We start from the raw sequence: 16307 nt of genomic DNA on the forward strand, positions 1-16307 counted from the left end.
CTATTCGAGAATTTTCTGCAGCATCCAACTGCCTGCCGGGCCCGGTGGGTGTTGGCGCGACCACAGTGCATCCACCGTCACCGAGCGTGGCCAACTGCGCACGGTAAGTTCAACCAGCCCGGCATTGCCAAAGCGTTCCACCATCCAGCGGGGCAGCGCCGCCCATCCGAAACCGAGTTGGGCCATCTCCATCAGCATCAGAAAGCTCGGCGCTGACCACACGCGGCCCGTGGCGCGGGTTTCATTGGGGTTGATAATGCTCGCCAGGCGTAATTCCCGATGTTGCTGCAACGACCGCTGGTCAATGTTCTCCAGCTTGGCCAGTGGATGGGTGGGCGCCACGAACAGGGCGATCTCTGCGCGCTCCGCGACGGGAGCACGGCTCAGGTCAGGCGGATAAACCTCCTGGGCTTCAATGAACGCGATCTGTGCCCGGCCACTTTGCACAAGGTCGATCAGGTCTTCGCATTCGGCGATCAGCCATTCCAGTTCCAGCTCCGGGTAGCGTTGCTCGAAGGCTTTCAGGACGATTTCGAAACGCTCGGACTGGTACGTATCGGACATGGCGATACTCAGCTTCGGCTCCAACCCCCGGGCCAGCTGGTTGGCGGCCATCTCCAGGCGACTGCTGGCCTCCAGCACCTGCTCGGCCCGTTGCAACAGCACATGGCCGGCGGGCGTGAGCGTCGGCTTGCGGCTGCTGCGATCGAACAGCACCACATCCAGATCAATTTCCAGGCTCGCGACGGCCGCGCTGACGGTGGATTGGCTCTTGCCTAGCTTACGCGCCGCAGCCGAGAACGAGCCTTGGGTGGCTGCCTGCACAAACGCTTGCAGCACTTCGTTGGACGCCATGACTATCGCCTTTATCGATGGTTATTGGTTATGAAGTATCGATTCAAAGGGTAATTATGGCAACCATCGTCATTCATGGAGCGCAGGTGATGCACCCTACCAAGTCGATTACTGAACGTGTTGGTCAAGCCCTGGGTTTTGAGGGGTTGGCTTTGTTGATCTGTACACCGCTGCTGGTGTGGATCACTGGCCGACCGGTCCTGGAAATGGGCGCGGTGACCTTGGCCCTCAGCCTGTTGGCGCTGACCTGGAACATCATTTTCAACAGCCTGTTCGACCGCCTGAAGGTCCGCCTGCAATTGACCGGCGGTGTGTGGACGCGGGTAGTGCACGCGTTGCTGTTTGAGGGCGGGCTGATTCTCGTCGCCGTGCCGTTGATCGCGGCGTGGCTGAAGATCAGCCTGATGCAGGCTTTCATGCTCGACATCGGCGTACTGCTGTTTTTCCTGCCGTACACCTATGTGTATCACTGGGGGTATGACGTCATTCGGGAAAAAGTCGTCAGCAAAAACGCTATCCAGTGCAGGAGCTAGCATGCTGTGGCGAGGGGGCTTGCTCCCGTGCGACAGCGCAGCTGGCGCACGCCTTCAGGGGCGCTTCGCACCCCAGCGCAAGCAAGCTTGCTCGCCACAACAAGCGAGCGCCTACAGACAGGTGAGCGAGCCTACAAAATCCAGGAACGCCCGCACCTTGGCGGCAGGTAAATGCCGCGACGGATAGTAGGCGTACAGCGGAAAGCGCTCGTCGGGCCAGTCGGGAAACAACTCCACCAAACTGCCGGCCTTGAGCGCTGGGGCCAGGCCCAGGTCGAGCATCTGGGCCACCGCATGGCCGTGCTCGCACACGCTGTATAACGTACTGGCGTCGTTGACCACCAGGCGGCCATCGGTACGTACGATCAGTCGTTCACCGGGACGATGGAATTCCCAGGCAAATGGACGGCCGGTTTGGGAATCGCGAAAATCCAGGCACATATGCCCGTGTTCCAGATCCTGAGGCACTGCGGGTTGGCCGTGTTGTTCAAGGTAAGCGGGGGCGGCCACGGTGAGCACCCGCACGTCCATCAACTGACGGGCGATCAGCGAGGAGGATTGCGGGATGCCGAAGCGAATCGCCAGGTCGAAACCATCGGCCACCAGGTCACCGAGTTGGTCGCGGGTGTGCAGGTCCAACTGCAATTGCGGATAGCGGCGCATGAAGTCACCCAGCACCGGACCCAGCACCAGCCGCGAAAAATACGGGTCGATATTCACCCGCAGGCGCCCGCGCACGGTCAGGGCGCTGTCGGCCGCCGAACTGGCAGCCTCTTCAAGGCCCGCCAGCAGGGGCGCGATGTGTTGATAGAACCGGCGCCCCTCGTCAGTTAATTGCACCGACCTGGTGGTGCGGTCGAACAGGCGGATACCCAGGCGTTTCTCCAGGCGCGAAATCGCCCGGCTGACACCGGACGCCGTCATGTCCAAGCTGTCGGCAGCACGGGCAAAGCCGCCGCTGTCGACCACCGCCGCCAATACGCCCATGCCGCCGGCCAAGCTTGGGTCAAAGCTCATTGATGATTTTCCGTCAGGTATGCAATGACACTGATGCTATCGAAGAATCCTTGGGCTGCGCAGGATAATTTCCCCATCGCGACGCAAGTCGCCTTTGCAAGGGAGAACGTTGATGTATGCAGTCACAGGTATCACTGGAAAAGTCGGTGGCGCCGTTGCCCGCGCTCTGCTCGCGGCTGGGCAGCCGGTACGCGCCGTGGTGCGCAGCGTCGACAAGGGCATGAGTTGGGCCGCGCGGGGGTGTGAGGTGGTAGTGGCGGAGGTGGATCACCCCCAAGCCATGGCTGAAGCCTTCGCGGGTGTGAAGGGCGTGTTCATCATGATGCCGTCGAACTTCGATCCGTCGCCGGGCTTTCCCGAAGCCCGACGGGTGGTGGAAAACATCCGTCAGGCCCTGGCATGCGCGCGCCCTGGCAAGGTGGTGTGCCTCTCCACCATCGGCGCTCAGGCCGTGCAACCGAACCTGCTCAACCAACTGCACCTGCTGGAGGAAGCTGTGGGCAGCCTGGAATTGCCGGTGACGTTTTTGCGGCCCGGCTGGTTCATGGAAAACGCCCTGTGGGATGTAACGTCGGCGGTTGCAGGGCGAATCTCAAGTTTCCTGCAACCCTTGGACAAACCGGTGCCGATGGTTGCTACGGCGGATGTCGGACGTGTGGCCGCCGAACTGCTGCTGGAGCCCAGCCCGCGTATCGTGGAACTGGAAGGGGCACAACGCATCACCCCTAACCAATTGGCCGCCGAATTTGCCCGCGTGCTCGGCAAACCGGTCGCCGTCGACGAGATCCCCCAGGAGACCTGGCATGGGCTGTTCAGCGGCCAAGGCATGCGTAACCCGCTGCCGCGGATTCAGATGATCAACGGCTTTAACGAAGGGTGGATCGAATTCGAAGGCACCCCTCGCAAAGGCACGGTCGAACTGGGCACTGTGCTTCGCGAGTTGGTGCAACGCAGCGGCGCTTGAGCCTTACAAAAACATGCCGCCCGAGGCCTCGATACGCTGGCCGGTGATCCAGTTACTGCCATCGGCCAGCAAGATGGAAATGGCCCCGCCGATATCGTCCGGCAAACCGGCGCGGCCCAGAGCGGTGTTATTGGCGACCATCGCGTTCAGATCCCGATTGTCGCGCACGGCACCACCGCCGAAATCGGTTTCGATGGCGCCGGGCGCCAGGATGTTCACGGTGATGCCGCGCCCACCCAATTCCTTGGCCTGATAGCGGGTGAGGACTTCCATCGCGCCTTTCATGGCGGCATACGCCGCATATCCCGGCAGGCTGAACCGCGCCAGGCCGCTGGAGATATTGATGATGCGGCCGCCGTCGCGGATCAGCGGCAACAGCTTCTGGGTCAGGAAAAACGGCCCCTTGAATTGGATCGCCACCAATTGATCGAACTGTGCTTCGGTGGTGTCGGCAAAGCTGGCGTGGGCACCAATGCCGGCGTTGTTGATCAGAAAATCGAAGTGATCCTGTGCGAAAACATCTTTGAGCACTGTGGTGATTTCGCTGACGAAGCCATCAAACGTGTCGCTGCGGCTGACATCCAGTTGCAGCATGGCGGCGCGGCCACCCAAGGCTTGAACCTGCTCGACCACGGCTTGGGCTTCACCGGCAGCGCTATGGTAGGTGCCGATGATGTCGATGCCTTGTGCGGCCAGGTGCAGCGCGGCGCTTTTGCCCAGGCCGCGGCTGGCGCCGGTAATCAGTGCGATTTTACGCGTCATGATGGGAGTTCCTTGTGATTGGTTGGATGTGGAACTGAGTGTATTTGTCCGCTCATAACGTGATAAACAGGGCTTTATCGGAATCACTGGCCGGATAAGGCGAACAATCCCATGAACAAGCTCGAGTTGCTGCGCACCTTCGTGCGCGTTACCGAACTGTCGAGTTTCACCCAGGCGGGCGAGAGCCTGGGCCTGCCGCGCTCCACCGTCTCCGAGCATGTGCAGGCGTTGGAGGAGTTGCTCGGCGCCCGTTTGCTGCAGCGCACCACACGCAAGGTGCAGGCGACTCAGGACGGCCGCGTTTTATATGAACGCAGCAAGGATCTGCTGGCCCATATGGAGGAACTGGAAGGCTTGTTCCGCCAGGACGAAGCCCAACTGGCCGGGCGTATCCGAGTGGACCTGCCCAACGTGATGGCGCGGGACATGCTCCTGCCGCACCTGCCGTCTTTCATGGGGCGTCACCCGCTGATCGAGATGGAAATCAGCAGTACGGACCGCCAGGTAGACCTGATCGCTGAAGGTTTTGATTGTGTGCTGCGGGTGGGCGCCCAGCCCGACCAGACCGTGGTGGCGCGCCGCGTGTGCAGCATGCCGATGGTCAATTGCGTCAGCCCTGCGTACCTGCAACGTCATGGCATGCCCGAGACCCTGGCCGACCTGGCTCATCATCAATTGGTGCATTACGTGAGGCCCTTGGGCGCGCGCTCGGCAGGTTTTGAATATCAGCAGGGCAGCAAAGTGGAGCGTGTGGCAATGGCCGGGCGCGTCACCGTCAACAGCACCGATGCGTACCAGGCCGCGTGCCTGGGCGGGTTTGGCATCATCCAGGTGCCGCAGCTGGGTATTGGCGACTTATTGGCCAGTGGAAAACTGGTGGCGGTGCTGCCGGACTACCCGGCGCCGCCGCTGGACGTGTCCTTGTTGTACGCCGGCCAGCGCCATTTGCCTCTGCGCGTGCGGGTGTTCATGGACTGGATGGCGGCCATTCTGCAAGCCCGTCATTAACGGCGTGTCGATAATTGCTGCGGCGCCAGGAAGGCGTCGTGGAAGTAATCGCGGAACGCCTGCATTGCCGGGGTAAACGCACGTTCGCGGTGCCACGCCAGGCCGACGCTCATGGGTGTGACCGGGTCGGTGACGGTCAGGGTTTCGATACGCTTGCCTTCCAGGGACCAGGGCCGGTGCACCAGGTCCGACAGAATCGCCACACCGCTGCCGTTGGCGACCATGCTGCGCACCGCCTCCACCGAACTGGTGCGCAGCCGCACCCTGGGTGTTTGCCCGGCCTGCTCCCAGTAGCGCATCGCGCTGTGTTCGGCCTCGTCGACGGTGAGCAGAATGTAGGGTTCCTGCGCTACATCCGCGAGGCTCACGGCACTGCGTTCGCATAGCGGGTGATGGCTGGGTAGCCACAGTCGGCGTTCGGAGTTGAACAGGATCTCGGAAACGATGGCCGGATGGGTGAGGTTGGCAGTGAGCACCACGGCCATGTCGAACTGGCCGTCGAGCAGGCCCTGTTCGATGGCCTGGCGTTCCTGCTCGAAGACCTCGATGGTCACGTCCGGGTGCCAGTGTTCCATGCGTTGCAGGTGATGCGGCAGGAAATAACCCAGTACCGTGTAGCTGGCGGCTACCCGCAACACCCCGCTGGCGCGGTAGTCGGGCAATGGGCTGTTCAGTGCGTCGTCGACGCTGCGCAGGATCACGTAGGCACGGTTGAGAAAGTGCCGGCCGGCGTCGGTCAGGTTCATGCCCTGGGCCGAGCGCACGAATAACTGCACGCCAAGCATGGCCTCCAGTTCCTTGATCGCCGTAGTGACCGCCGACTGGGAGATGTTCAAGTGAATCGCCGCCTGGGAAATCTGGCCGATCTCGGCGGTGGCGACGAAGTAGCGGACTTGGCGCAACGTCAGGGACATGGCGGTATCTGTTTTTCAGAAGATGGGCCATCTGATAATAGATCTTCCCAAGGGGTCAAGCCCGGGCCTACTTTCAAGCATCACCTTGAAGGGAGCGACCTTGATGCAGGCAGTGGATTTCAACTCGGACATGGGCGAAGGCTTCGGCCCCTGGACCATTGGCGACGGTGTCGATGCGCAACTGATGGCCTACATCAGCTCGGCGAATATCGCCACCGGCTTTCACGCCGGCGACCCCGGCACCATGCGCCGTACCGTTGAGCGCGCCAAGCAATTGGGCGTTGCCATCGGTGCCCATCCGGGGTTCCGCGACTTGGTGGGGTTCGGTCGCCGGCATATCAACGCACCGGCCCAGGAGCTGGTGGACGACATGCTCTATCAACTCGGCGCCTTGCGCGAAATCGCCCGCGTCCAGGGGATGACGCTGCAACACATCAAGCCCCACGGCGCGCTCTATATGCACCTGGCCCGTGATGAAGAAGCGGCGCGGCTGCTGGTGCAGAACCTGCAGATCATCGCGCCGACCCTGCTGTTGTACTGCATGCCCAACTCGGTGATCTGGCGAGTGGCCAAGGAGCTGGGGCAACCCGTGGTGCGGGAGTTTTACGCCGATCGTGAATACGATCTCAGCGGCTCCATCGTGTTTACCCGCCATGTGCGTGCGCTCGACCCTGCAACGGTTGCGGCACGGGTACTGCGCGCCTGTCAGACCAACCTGGTGCGGACCGTAGAAGGTGAGGATCTGTTTATCGAGTTCGACTCCATCTGCCTGCACAGCGACACGCCTGGCGCCCTGGAATTGGTGGAAGCCACTCGCGAAGCCTTGGACCGGGCCGGCATCGAAGTCAGAACACCCCAATAAGATCGAACCTCCATTTTTGCCTGCCTTTCTACAATGATTCCAAGAGGAACAGACATGGCTGAAACGTCCCCCATCCGCTACAGCTTCGGCGGTGATGAACACCTGTTTGCCGAGGTCAGCGACAGCATGTCCCTGCAGGCGTTTTTCAAAGGCATGGCCGTGACCCGCGCCGTGGAGCGCCTGGCCCTGAAGGGCGTGCTGGATGTATGCCTGGCCAATGCGTCTTTCCAGATCCGCTTCGACCCCGACCGCATCGCGCCCCATGTGCTGCTCGATGCCGTGCAAAGCGCCGAAGCCCAGGCCGTGGCCGAACGCACCTTGCACACGCGCATCATCGAAATCCCGGTGCTTTACAACGATCCCTGGACCCATGAAACCCTGATGCGTTTTCGCGACCGTCATCAAGACCCGGGTAGCACCGATCTGGAGTACGCCGCACGTATCAACGGCCTGGCTGACGTGGATGCGTTTATTGCTGCCCACAGTGGCGCGCCATGGTTTGTGTCGATGGTGGGATTTGTCGCGGGCTTGCCGTTCATGTTCCAGATGGTCGAGCGTGAGCGCCAGCTGCAGGTGCCCAAATACCTGCGCCCGCGCACCGACACGCCGAAACTTACCCTGGGCCATGGCGGTTGCTTTGGCTGCATCTACTCGGTGCGCGGCGCGGGCGGTTACCAGATGTTTGGCGTGACTCCGGCGCCCATCTATGACCCGGCGCAGCAGTTGGCCTACCTCAAGGAACACATGGTGTTCTTCCGTCCCGGTGACATCGTGCAGTTCAAACCCATGGACCGCGAAGCCTACGACCTGGCCGTCGCCGAGGTGGAAGCCGGCCGTTTCGACCTGCGCATCCGCCCCGTGGAATTTTCCCTCGACGCGTTTCTCGCCGACCCCGTCGGTTACCCGAAAACCCTGCAGGAGGCATTGGCATGATCAAGGTGCTCAAACCCGGCCTGGCCACCTCCGTGCAGGACCTTGGCCGCGAAGGTTATTACCACTTGGGCATCCCGCCGTCGGGTGCGTTGGACCAATATGCGTTGAGCGCGGCCAACCATCTGGTGGGCAACCCGATCGGTGCGGCGGGGCTGGAGTGCACATTGATCGGCCCGCAGCTTGAGTTTCGACAGGACGCGCTGGTGGCGCTCAGCGGTGCGCTGATGTCGCCACGCCTGGATGGCGAAGTGGTGCACCAGGACACCGCGTTCCAGGTGCGTGCCGGGCAGGTGTTGCGCTTTGAGTTTCCCAAGGCGGGCGCGCGGACTTATCTGGCGGTGGCCGGGGGCATTGATGTGCCGCTGGTGCTCGGCAGCCGTTCGACCTACACCCTTGGCGGGCTCGGTGGGTTTGAGGGGCGACGTTTGCAGGAAGGCGATGAACTGCCGATTGGCCAGGCCAGTGGACGGGGGCGGGCGGGCAATAGTTTGCCGATGGCCCTGCGGCGGTCGGTCGGCGGTGATGTGACATTGCGGGTGGTACCGGGGTTGTATTACGAGCGGCTGGCCGACGCGGCGAAAAGCAGCTTTTTTGCCGAGCCCTGGACCGTAGGGTCCGAGGCGGACCGTATCGGCTATCGCTTCAAGGGCGGCAGTGCGTTGAGCTTTCAGCCGCGGGAGCAGCCCTTTGGTGCCGGGTCCGATCCGTCCAATATCGTCGACAGTTGCTACCCGATTGGCTCGATTCAGGTGCCGGCCGGGTTGGAGCCGATTGTGCTGCATCGGGATGCGGTGTCGGGGGGCGGCTACGCGATGATCGGCACGGTGATCAGCGCCGACCTGGATTTGATCGGGCAGATGCAACCGAACCAGCGCGCGGGATTTATGGCGGTAACGTTGGAGGAGGCGTTGGAAGCGCGGCGGCTCTATAAAAAACGCCTGCAAATAATGCGTGGGCTGTTCACTGCCTGAAAAATGCAGAGGACTGAATGGGAGAGGGGCAAGCCCCTTACACATTCAGTCCTCTGTTCATATCGGGTTTTGTGGTGGGTCAGAACAGTTGGGTGAACAACCAGTAGAGGCTGCCTGAAAGCAGGATTGCCGCGGGCAATGTCAGCACCCATGCCATTGCCAGGTTACGGATAGTGCGCATCTGCAACCCACCGCCATTGGCCACCATGGTCCCGGCCACACCCGAGGACAACACATGGGTGGTCGACACCGGCAGCCCATACATATCCGCCGCGCCGATGGTCAGCATCGCAACCATTTCGGCTGAGGCGCCTTGGGCATAGGTGAGGTGGGTCTTGCCGATCTTCTCGCCCACCGTTACCACAATGCGCTTCCAGCCGACCATGGTGCCCAGCCCCAGGGCGATGGCCACGGCGATCTTCACCCACAGCGGAATAAAGCGCGTGGAGTTGTCGATCTGGTCTTTGAACAGCTTCAGTTTGTTCTGGGTATCGGCATCGAAATTGCCGACCTTGCCTTTGTCCATCAAGCGAATGGTCTCGCTGGTCAGGTACATGTCGTTACGCACGTTGCCTACGGCTTCGGCAGGGACTTTGGCCAGGGAGCCGTAGCCTTTGACTTCGTCGCCGATCTGGCCGGCGAGGGCGGCGAGGGCGGGCACCAGTTCCGGGGTGGCTTCCTTGGTGCGTACATAGGTCGAGAGGATCGGCCGTGGGTCACCCGGCAATGCCTGTGGTGCAGCTTTCACCAGTGCCACCTGGGTCACCTCGGCCACCGCCGCGAACTGCAACGATTGCTCGGCGGGCATGGTGCGGTTCAGCGCATAAGCCATGGGCAAGGTGCCCACCAGGATCAGCATGATCAAGCCCATGCCCTTCTGGCCGTCGTTGGAACCGTGGGCGAAGGACACACCGGTGCAGGTGGCGATCAGCATGCTACGAATCCACCAAGGTGGCGGGGTGTTGCCCTTCGGGGCCTTGTACAGCGCGCGGTTTTTCACAAAGGCGCGCAGGGCCAGGAGCAGCATTGCGGCAAAAGCGAAGCCGATCAGCGGCGACAGCAGCAATGCGTAACCGATCTTGATCGCCTGGCTCCAATCCACGCCGCTGGTGCCGTCACGCCCGTGCATCAGCGCATTGGCCACGCCGACGCCGATGATCGAGCCGATCAAGGTGTGGGATGACGACGCCGGCAACCCCAGCCACCAGGTGCCGAGGTTCCACAGGATCGCCGCGATCAGCAGGGCGAAGATCATCGCGAAACCGGCCGACGAACCCACCTGCAAAATCAACTCAACCGGCAACAACGCGATGATGCCGAACGCTACCGCACCGCTGGAGAGCAGCACGCCGAGGAAGTTGAAAAAGCCCGACCAGACCACCGCAAAATGCGGCGGCATGGAGTTGGTGTAGATCACCGTGGCGACGGCATTGGCGGTGTCGTGGAAGCCGTTGACGAATTCAAAACCCAGGGCGATCAACAACGCCACACCCAACAACAGGAAGGGTGTCCAGGTGGTGACCACCGTGCCCAGTTCGTGCATGTCGTGCATCAGGCTGTAGGCGGTGAACAGCAGGCCCATGGCGAGCACGGCGAAGAAAATGATCACGGTCACCAGGCCGGGTTTCTTATCCAGCCTGGGTTTGGGGTCTGTGTGTGACGCGGTGGTGGAGGCAGTCAGGGAAGGGGTGGCCATGCCGGAGCATCCAGTGTGAGGAGGATGCCGTTCATGATCATTGCAGAATGTTACAGAGATGCTGCCATACGTCAGTGTTTGGCAGATTGAGTGAGCCGCTGGTCAGTAATCGTTGCGCTTTCTGAACGCCCAGCGCCCGGCAATCAAGGTAAACGTCACCACCAAGGCCACCAGGATCCAGAACCCCTGCGGGTCCGTGGAAAGCGGCACGCCGCCCACGTTCATGCCGAAAAAGCCGGCAATAATGTTGATCGGCAGGGCCAGCACCGTCACCACGGTGAGGGTGAACAGCGTGCGGTTGCTTTGTTCGTTGAGGTTGGCCGCGATCTCTTCCTGCAACAGCTTGATGCGTTCACCCAGGGCCGTCAGGTCGTTGATGATCAGCGCAAACTCCTCGGTGGACTTGCGCAGCTCCTTCACGTCTTCCTTTTGCAGCCATTGCGGCGGGCGATTGAGCAGGCGCAGCAGCGAGCCCGGCTCCAGCGCCAGCAGGCGTTGCAGGCGCACCAGTACGCGGCGCGCGGCGCCCAGTTCGGCGCGGTTGGTGGACAAGCGCGAGGACAGCAACTGATCCTCGACCTGGTCGACGCTGAGGCTGGTCTTGCGCACGATCTGCGTCAGCACTTCGCCTTGATCGCGCAGCAGATGCACCAGCAACTCCAGAGGGGAGCGGAACTGTTCGCCGGCCTTTACCGACGAGCGCAGTTTGTCCACCGAGTGCAACGGTTGCAGGCGTGCGCTCACCAGCAAGCGGCTACGGGCGCACACCCACAATGTGGAGATATCCGATGAGACCATGCTGCTGAAGTTGAACACCACGTCGTTGACCACCGCCAGCAGAGCCGAGTCGACGTGCTCGATACGCGTGGAGCGTGAACCTTCGTGCAGGGCCTCGAAAAACTCTTCGGGTAATGACAGATGCGCCTGCATCCACCGTTGGCAGGCCGCATGGGCAAGGTTCAGGTGCAGCCACAGGAACTCCTGTGAATCGGATGGTTCCTGCAGGGCCTTGAGCGCGGTGGCCGAATCAATCTGCTCGCCTTTTTCGCCAGGTCTAAACCGAAAACCGTAAAGCAGGCCAAACAGATCGGAATCCTGATGGCTGTGGTCGATGCTGTGGTTCATGGAGGCTCGCAGAGAAAGCGCCTGTAGGACGTTTCACAGGTTCGCGTGGGCGAATCATTGCAAGGATATTTGACAATTTTGTGACCGTTTAAGGCGCGGATGGCATTTCAAGACACTGACGCGGCCATTCGCGCTGCGATCGGGCAGTAGCCCCGGATCAGAGCAGGGGCAGGCGGAAGCTGAATTGGGTGCCGTATTGTTCATGGCTGGTCACGCTCAACTCACCGCCATGGGCATCGGCAATCTGCCTGGCGATATACAAACCCAGGCCCAGGCCGGTCTCGAGCGTGCCGGGAAGCGGGCGTGAGAAAGGCTGGAACAGGCGTGGCAAGGTCTGTTCAGCGATCTGCCCGGCGTTTTTCACTGCCACCGTCAAGTGAGCGTGCTCGATCTTAGCCGTGACGTATACCGGGCTGTTCCGGTTACCGTGATGGAGGGCGTTGACGAGCAGAATGGAGAGCAATTGCGCGAGGCGCTCGCGGTCGCCGTACACGTTGTGCAGGTCGCCGATATCGGCGTGGATCAGCCGTAGCGGGTGCAGGCCTTGCACTTCGGCCACCACCTGGCGCAAAGCATCCTGCAAATCCGCGCAATGGGTGAGGCGCAGGGCCATGCCACTGCCCATCCGGCCACGGGCGAGGTCCATTACGTCCTCGACCCGTTGTGACGCGCGGCGCCCGCAAGCGAGGATATGGCGCACCAGCGGGTCGCTCGCAGGGCTGGGATGTTTGCGCAGTAACCGCTCGGCACTGAAGTTGATGGCAAACAGCGGGTTGCGCAGGTCATGTCCCAGCGCGGCGATGAATTGCTCGCGCAGCTCGGCGGTACCCCGTTCTTCCTGCCAATCGGCGTCGGTCCGTTGCTGGCTTTCCTGGGCTTCGATTTGCAGCGAGAGCACCCGGGCAAACGACTCCATGGTCGACTGGATAGGGCTGCCACGCAGGGCTTTGGGGTTAGGGTCGAGCGCGCAGATCGTGCCGAAGAAACGCCCATCCGTACGGAACACCGGCACGCAAATATAGCTTTCGAACACGTAGATGCGTGGCGTGTGGTGGTTGCGGTAGATCGGGTCTTCACTGGCCTTGTCGATCACGACGGCCTCATGTGAACGGTGGATTTCGTGGCAAATCGTGGTGGTGAGGTCCAACTCCGAGCCCACGCCGACGCCGTAATCGAGTTGGTCGAGCACGGCGCAGGCGGTCCAATTGTCGTCGGTCACCCGCGCGACGGCAGCAAAACGCAGGCCGGTCGCGTCGCAGATGACTTTGAGCATCGCGGGTACGACGCTGATTCGGCCAATCATGGCGATGTCGGCGATCCTTTGCTCCATGCTGCACTCTCGAACCGTTGGGCGCCGGGCGTTGTGCCCTGGCCAGACAGTGAGAGTCTACCGACCTTGCACGATTAAGGTGCATCCGAGGGTCGGAAATAGACGCTGCTCCAGACGTTCAAACGCCCATAAAAAAACCGCGTCACCCGAAGGTGACGCGGTTTTTCATAAGCCCGACTCACGTGTCTTGCTTGTCTTCCAGCACGGCGCCGGTCTTGGCATCGAGCTTGACGTCAAACTTCTTGCCGGTGGTATCGGTAACGTCTACCTCATACACCAGCACACCGTTTTTGTGATCCAGCTCGGTATCGGTGATGGTCGCGCCAGGGTGTTTGGCCAGGGCGGCAGCGTTGAGTTTTTCGAATGCCATTACTTCGCCAGACTTGAGCAGGCTGGGAATCTGGTCCGGGCGCACATCGGCTTGGGCCAGGCCGGCAGCCAGGGTCAGGGCGGTGGCGGCGAACAGGGTGGTCAGGGTTTTCATGGTCAATGTCCTTCTAGGGTTAGCTGCTTAAGTGGCGCCAGATTAACCGGCGCAACTTAATTCATCCTTAATGGCGCTTTGACTCAGTAACCGTGGTCTGCCAGCAACTGCTTGACGTTCGACGACGGGAAGCGATTGTAGAACTTCAACAGTTCAGCGGCGCGGTTGGTGAAGATGCCATCGACACCGGCGTCCATGACTTTCTTGAAATCCACCGGCTCATCCACGGTGTAGACATGCACCAGCAGGCCCTTGTCGTGTGTCAGCTTGTTCATTTCAGGCTTGACCAGGTCTGTGTAGCTCTGGTCGCCATGGTTGGTCAGCTCGGCCGATGGACCGGTGCCGATAGCGCCGAGGCTCTTGGCTTCGTCGACCCATTTTTCGAACTCGGCGGCGTCTTTCGGTTCTTGCTTGGCGTAGTAGGCGGCTTTGGTCGGTTCGCCGGACTCAGCGAAGGTCTGCGTGGATTTGGGCTCAATGCTACCGGCGCCGACCCACAACAGCAGGATTTTCGGGGTGTTGGGCATTTCCTTCTGCAGCTCTTTCAAGCTGTCTTTTTCAAACGTCTGCAGTACCACGCGGCCTTTACCCTGGCCGACGCCGGTGTTGCTCTTGCCCAGCTTGGAGCCGGCGGAACTCAGCCAGCCTTTATCCAGCAGCTTGTTTTTCAGGTCGGCTTCGATTCCCGGGAATTGCTTGGGCTCTTTGGTCTCGATGTACAGGCCGGGTTTGTGCTGCGGGTTGCCTTCGGCGATCTTGATGATGTCGTCCAGGCTCTGGATTTTCAGGCCCACGAAACCTGGGCGGGCGCGGTCCGGGTAGGCGGCGTTGAACCAGCTGCCGGCGTCCAGGGTACGCAGTTCGGCCCAAGTGAATTCATTGGCCGGGGCGTCCTTGCGCTCGGGGAATTTGGTGGCCACGTCGGTGGTGCGTTGCAGGTTGTTGTCGTGCAGGGCGAACAGGACGCCGTCCTTGCTGCGCTGCAGATCCATTTCCAGGTAGTCGGCGCCCAGGTCGCGTGCGACCTTGTAAGCGGCGGCGGTGGACTCCGGGGCGTCGTAGGAAGCGCCACGGTGGGCGATGACCGCGGGGTACGGAATGCCTTCGTTTGTCGCCAATTCAGCCGGGCTGATCGGTTCGGCAGCCTGTGCAGAGCCGAGGCCGAGCATCAGCGTGAGCAGCAGGGCACTCCCGACAGTGGTGGGCACCGAGCCGTTGGAAAACGTGACAGGCATATGCGAAGTCCTTTCGTGGAGGTAACTTTGAGAAGGCGTCCTTTTTAACAATTGATTGCGAATGGCGCTATCACCAAACCGACATTAACGTGCGCACGGGCCAATTTTTGGGTTTTTTTGTGCAGTCTTGCAGTACTCTTGCCCCAATGCTCCGTTAGAGGGCGGTCATTTGTGCCACGCGTGTAAACCATCTTTCCAGTCCCTGTGGGACTTTTCAGTGAGGTTTACCATGCGCATCACCTCCGAGCTTATCTGCCAGGCCGCCGACCAACTCCAGGGTTTTGTCGGCCTGAACCGCAAAACCGGCCAGTACATCGTGCGTTTCAGCGAAGATGCCTTCGGCATGGACGTGGCCGACGACGGCATCATCCCCACGGCCGAATTTGTCTGGCTGCCTGCAGCCGACCACACCATGACGTTGTCCCGCGAGCGGATTCAGTTGCTGCTGGATCAACATATCGATGATCGCCTCAACATCACCGAACCGCTGCGTGTGTATATGCGCCGGGTGGAGATCCCGCAGATCAGTGCGTTGCGCAGTCTGGTCAGCTAATTGCGATCAAAACCGTAGGCCCGCTCCACCTTGCACACCCGCGTATGAAACGCCGAGTACCAGGTGGCGCGGCCTTGTTCGCGCACCTGGCAATGTTCCGCTTGCTGCTTCCAGGCCAGGATGGCTGACTCGCTGCTCCAGTAGGACACGGTGATCCCCAGGCCGTCTTCGCGCGCCGACTCCACTCCGAGAAACCCGGGGTGTTCACGTGCCAGTTCCAGCATGCGCGCGGCGGCCTGGCCGTAGCCTTGATCGCCCTCGGTGCGCAGCGAGCTGAAAATCACCGCGTAGTAGGGCGGGGAAGGGGTGTTGGCGATCATCGTGATAGTCCTTGGCAAGCCTGCAGCAGCGCGATCGCCAGTGGCGGCGTAGTGCCTGCGAGTGCTGCCCGTTCCGGCTGGAACAGGGTGGCGACGAAAAACGGATGCTCCAACAGCTCCACGGCGCGCAGATCGCCCGCCGAGTCATGGCCACTGGGAATCAGGTCGCCTTCCAGCAGCGCGTTGGCGAACTCGGGGTTGATGCCATAACGGCAGCGATAGCCTTCATGGATATCCAGGGTGCCGTAGGCCTCGGCAATTCGGGTGTACGGCGCCAGGCGCACGGTGTCGCTCGCCTCTACCAATGCACAGCTCAGGGGGGCGATGACGGCGCGTTTGGCGTAGGGCGCCAGTTCGCCGTGTTCGGCATCCGCCCAGCCCAGTACATGGCGGGCATATTCGAGTACTGCGTGTTGAAAACCGCCGCAGGTGCCGAGGAAAGGGCGTTTTTGCTCGCGGGCAAATCGAATTGCCCGCAAGGCGCCGTCGGTGTCGCGGTAGGGGCTGGCAGGCACGCACCAGAAGCCGTCGAAGCTGTGCAGGTCCGTGTCCGGTGTGAGTGAGTCCGTATCGAGCCACTGCACGTGAACGTTCAGGTTCAAGGTGTCGGCCGCTTGTTGCAGGGCGACGGGAATGGCCTGGTGAGCGATCACCTCGGGGTTGTAGTCGCCGATCAGGGCGAGGTGCAGCGCGGTGGTTTTCATCGTGTACGGCCCATGGCTTGTGGTGTCCTGAGACCCACTAT

18 protein-coding genes are annotated in these 16307 nt (G+C 61.4%); 7 read left to right on the top strand and 11 right to left on the bottom strand.

Going from position 1 to position 16307, the window contains the following annotated elements:
* Positions 1–855: a LysR family transcriptional regulator gene (locus EXW71_RS20470; protein WP_134660058.1), complete on the bottom strand. Its 855-nt coding sequence runs from the start codon at positions 853–855 to the stop codon at positions 1–3.
* A gap of 89 nt (positions 856–944) precedes the next feature.
* Between EXW71_RS20470 and EXW71_RS20475 the strand changes: the two genes are divergently transcribed.
* Positions 945–1388, top strand: a complete 444-nt coding sequence (locus EXW71_RS20475; RefSeq protein WP_134660057.1) for a multidrug/biocide efflux PACE transporter — start codon at positions 945–947, stop codon at positions 1386–1388.
* A 111-nt stretch (positions 1389–1499) separates the two neighbouring features.
* Here the strand turns inward: EXW71_RS20475 and EXW71_RS20480 are convergent, their stop codons facing one another.
* The gene (locus EXW71_RS20480) at positions 1500–2405 is read right to left on the bottom strand and encodes a LysR family transcriptional regulator (protein ID WP_134660056.1); all 906 of its coding nucleotides are present in this window, start codon (positions 2403–2405) and stop codon (positions 1500–1502) included.
* Positions 2406–2517: 112 nt separating this feature from the next.
* Here EXW71_RS20480 and EXW71_RS20485 point away from each other — a divergent pair, with 112 nt between their 5' ends.
* Positions 2518–3369 (top strand): NmrA family NAD(P)-binding protein, encoded by an 852-nt coding sequence (locus EXW71_RS20485; protein ID WP_134660055.1) that lies wholly within the window; start codon positions 2518–2520, stop codon positions 3367–3369.
* 3 nt (positions 3370–3372) lie between these two features.
* On the opposite strand, the gene EXW71_RS20490 is transcribed toward EXW71_RS20485, so the two are convergent.
* Positions 3373–4131 carry an SDR family NAD(P)-dependent oxidoreductase gene (locus EXW71_RS20490; protein WP_134660054.1) on the bottom strand — a complete coding sequence of 253 codons (759 nt, stop codon included), beginning with the start codon at positions 4129–4131 and terminating at the stop codon, positions 3373–3375.
* Positions 4132–4242: 111 nt separating this feature from the next.
* On the opposite strand from EXW71_RS20490, the gene EXW71_RS20495 reads away from it, so the two are divergent.
* Positions 4243–5139, top strand: coding sequence for a LysR family transcriptional regulator (locus EXW71_RS20495; RefSeq protein WP_134660053.1), 897 nt, complete (start codon positions 4243–4245; stop codon positions 5137–5139).
* Here EXW71_RS20495 and EXW71_RS20500 read toward each other — a convergent pair.
* Positions 5136–6053, bottom strand: a complete 918-nt coding sequence (locus EXW71_RS20500; protein ID WP_134660052.1) for a LysR family transcriptional regulator — start codon at positions 6051–6053, stop codon at positions 5136–5138. The two genes, EXW71_RS20495 and EXW71_RS20500, sit on opposite strands and share 4 nt — an antisense overlap.
* Positions 6054–6156: 103 nt before the next feature.
* Between EXW71_RS20500 and EXW71_RS20505 the strand changes: the two genes are divergently transcribed.
* The 3 genes from EXW71_RS20505 to EXW71_RS20515 are packed head-to-tail and all read left to right on the top strand — an operon-like array spanning position 6157 to position 8819.
* Positions 6157–6915, top strand: a complete 759-nt coding sequence (locus EXW71_RS20505; protein WP_134660051.1) for a 5-oxoprolinase subunit PxpA — start codon at positions 6157–6159, stop codon at positions 6913–6915.
* Between the two features lie 54 nt (positions 6916–6969).
* Positions 6970–7848 carry an allophanate hydrolase subunit 1 gene (locus EXW71_RS20510; RefSeq protein ID WP_134660050.1) on the top strand — a complete coding sequence of 293 codons (879 nt, stop codon included), beginning with the start codon at positions 6970–6972 and terminating at the stop codon, positions 7846–7848.
* Positions 7845–8819, top strand: coding sequence for a biotin-dependent carboxyltransferase family protein (locus EXW71_RS20515; protein WP_134660049.1), 975 nt, complete (start codon positions 7845–7847; stop codon positions 8817–8819). Before EXW71_RS20510 ends, EXW71_RS20515 begins: the two co-directional genes overlap by 4 nt.
* 79 nt (positions 8820–8898) lie before the next feature.
* Here EXW71_RS20515 and EXW71_RS20520 read toward each other — a convergent pair whose 3' ends face one another.
* From EXW71_RS20520 to EXW71_RS20540, 5 genes are all read right to left on the bottom strand, one after another.
* Entirely contained in the window at positions 8899–10515 is a 1617-nt protein-coding gene (locus tag EXW71_RS20520) for an inorganic phosphate transporter (protein WP_134660048.1), read from the bottom strand.
* 102 nt (positions 10516–10617) lie between these two features.
* Complete coding sequence (locus tag EXW71_RS20525) at positions 10618–11640, bottom strand: transporter (protein ID WP_134660047.1); 1023 nt, start codon at positions 11638–11640, stop codon at positions 10618–10620.
* A 157-nt stretch (positions 11641–11797) separates the two neighbouring features.
* A complete protein-coding gene (locus EXW71_RS20530) occupies positions 11798–12970 on the bottom strand; it encodes a GAF domain-containing sensor histidine kinase (RefSeq protein ID WP_134660046.1) in 1173 nt (390 codons plus the stop codon).
* 178 nt (positions 12971–13148) lie between these two features.
* Positions 13149–13454, bottom strand: coding sequence for a PepSY domain-containing protein (locus EXW71_RS20535; protein ID WP_123715616.1), 306 nt, complete (start codon positions 13452–13454; stop codon positions 13149–13151).
* A gap of 83 nt (positions 13455–13537) precedes the next feature.
* Positions 13538–14689 (bottom strand): glycerophosphodiester phosphodiesterase, encoded by a 1152-nt coding sequence (locus tag EXW71_RS20540; protein ID WP_134660045.1) that lies wholly within the window; start codon positions 14687–14689, stop codon positions 13538–13540.
* A 229-nt stretch (positions 14690–14918) separates the two neighbouring features.
* On the opposite strand from EXW71_RS20540, the gene EXW71_RS20545 reads away from it, so the two are divergent.
* Complete coding sequence (locus EXW71_RS20545) at positions 14919–15242, top strand: DUF2025 family protein (RefSeq protein ID WP_134660044.1); 324 nt, start codon at positions 14919–14921, stop codon at positions 15240–15242.
* Here EXW71_RS20545 and EXW71_RS20550 read toward each other — a convergent pair.
* Positions 15239–15562, bottom strand: coding sequence for an antibiotic biosynthesis monooxygenase (locus EXW71_RS20550; RefSeq protein ID WP_134660043.1), 324 nt, complete (start codon positions 15560–15562; stop codon positions 15239–15241). The genes EXW71_RS20545 and EXW71_RS20550 overlap by 4 nt on opposite strands.
* The gene (locus tag EXW71_RS20555) at positions 15559–16266 is read right to left on the bottom strand and encodes a CTP synthase (RefSeq protein WP_134660042.1); all 708 of its coding nucleotides are present in this window, start codon (positions 16264–16266) and stop codon (positions 15559–15561) included. Before EXW71_RS20555 ends, EXW71_RS20550 begins: the two co-directional genes overlap by 4 nt.
* Positions 16267–16307 lie beyond the last annotated feature (41 nt).

The sequence above is a fragment of the Pseudomonas sp. BCA17 genome (assembly GCF_004519405.1).
Lineage (GTDB): Bacteria > Pseudomonadota > Gammaproteobacteria > Pseudomonadales > Pseudomonadaceae > Aquipseudomonas.